The organism is Cereibacter sediminicola (genome assembly GCF_007668225.1).
Classification (GTDB): Bacteria; Pseudomonadota; Alphaproteobacteria; order Rhodobacterales; family Rhodobacteraceae; genus Cereibacter_A; species Cereibacter_A azotoformans.
This window is the reverse complement of the sequence record NZ_VDEK01000091.1, coordinates 1-1,758: the sequence shown is the minus strand read 5'-3', so window position 1 is coordinate 1,758 and position 1,758 is coordinate 1. Positions and strand designations below refer to the sequence as shown.

At 62.6% G+C, this 1,758-nt stretch carries 2 protein-coding genes; one reads left to right on the top strand and one right to left on the bottom strand.

From position 1 onward, the window contains the following. The first annotated feature begins 407 nt into the window (after window positions 1-407). The gene (locus FG154_RS20385) at window positions 408-1,367 is read left to right on the top strand and encodes a hypothetical protein (protein WP_425456871.1); all 960 of its coding nucleotides are present in this window, start codon (window positions 408-410) and stop codon (window positions 1,365-1,367) included. A gap of 84 nt (window positions 1,368-1,451) precedes the next feature. Here the strand turns inward: FG154_RS20385 and FG154_RS21300 are convergent. Beyond that, the coding region (locus FG154_RS21300) for a hypothetical protein (protein WP_145111937.1) at window positions 1,452-1,758 on the bottom strand (307 nt) is incomplete at its 5' end.

Here is a 1,758-nt window from a genome sequence, read left to right as displayed (position 1 = left end):
ATCGCAGCCCAAACCGCAACCGCCTGAGTGTCCGGTGAAACGGGGGCAAAACCACATAGCCGATCAAGGGCATGGGAGAGGGCCGTTTGCAGTTTCATATATCGTAAGTAAACGACCATTTGTAAACGAATGCAAGGCCGCTCTCTGTGGCGCTGTTCAGCAGAAAGCCCTTGGTTTCCATACGCTGAGCGCGATCAGAGAGTTCACGCTGACCATCGCGCGTGCGTGCCATATAAGGTGTAAAGACGCGCCCCGAGAAAACCCTTGGGTAAAGTGCTAAATAGCCATATTTTGCACATATGAGGCCCAAAGCTCCTTCTGTGTATGATGAGTCCGACGCCCTCGCCATCGATGCGGACGAGGTCAAACAGGCGTCCGAGAACGACCTGTGGTTCCTGCCCGGTCCGATGGAAGAAGAGCCGGACTATTTGCCGCCAGGACCACGGGCCGAACCGCGTGAAACCGAGGTACTCGACGATTGGCGGAAGGCAGAGGCCGGTCAGGCCGCGCGTCTTGCGCGTGTGGCCGGCCGCATCGGCGCGCTGGACGACCGGCTGAAGCGCGGACCAGAAGGATGGCGGCACAGGCTGGCACTGATGGAGGCCGCAGATCTGAGCTGGCACACCGGTGACCGCATCAGCCAGGATCGGCTGGCGCTCTGGATCTCGCTGCGCCTGTCCGGCGTCCTGGACGACACGGCGGCGCTGTCGCGGGTCGGATGGGCAGTTCGGCGGCTGACGGGTGGACCGGGGCCGGAGCAGGACTTGGCCGCCTTTCTCGACCGTCGCGACCCCGAGAACCTCAGCGGTGAGATCGAGCCGTTCCTGGATCGCGCGAGCGGTTGGCTGGATCTGATGGAGCAGGCCGCAGACCTGCACCCGATCACTCGCGCCGCTGCGGGCTTTCACCTCTGGCGCCTCGCGGGGCTCGGGCAGCACGGTGACCAGATGGAAGCGGCTGTCGCAGCTGCGCGGATCGCTTCCAGCGAGGGAAGAGGAGCAGTCTTCGCGCCTCTGGCCATGGGCGGGGCAGGGGGGTTACGCGCCGGTGGTTCACCATTTGACCGTCTGGCACGCTGGCTCAATGGGATGGAGGCCGCGTGCCTGACCGCGATGCGGCAGCTTGACGATATCGAGGCATGGTCGGCGCGGGCAGTGGCCGCGATGACCCCGCTCTCGGGCAGGACGCCCCCAGCCTTGCGCGCGGTGCTGACCGAATGGCCGCTCGTCTCTGCGCCGATGGCCGAGGCCCTGACCGGCGCCAGCCGCGCCGCCGTCCAACGCAACCTTGCGTGGATGGAGGCTCATGGTCTGATCCGCGAGGTGACAGGACAAGGCCGTTACCGGATGTGGCGCGTGGCGAACTGAGGGGCGATCCTCGTAACGAATGACTCCGTCAGGCAACACAGAAAAACTGCGCACGATGTGGATCGCGGTGATTGCAGGGCTGGGTTATGGACCTTCAAGAAACTCCCATGGCGCAAAGGTTGGCGTAGCTGCAATGATACGATTCCGAAAAGCTTTGAGTTCTGCCGAATTCGGTACGTGGGTTCCCTGATGCGGCAACACTTCCCCGTGCAGTTGTGCGCGCAGCTCCATCCAGCGTGCCTTTAAGACCTGCCAGTTGTGATCATCATAGGTTCCGCTGACAACGACAGGATGAATGCAAATACGTGGTGGATCGCCGTTGGCGTGCCCATACCATGTCAATCGGCATCCAAAATTGACCCCCAATCGGCGTCCAATTTTGACCCCCCGG

What these genes read in the sequence shown, in the direction of transcription:
- FG154_RS20385 (WP_425456871.1), top strand. Translation starts at nt 408, where the DNA reads ATGGAAGAAGAGCCGGACTATTTGCCGCCAGGACCACGGGCCGAACCG.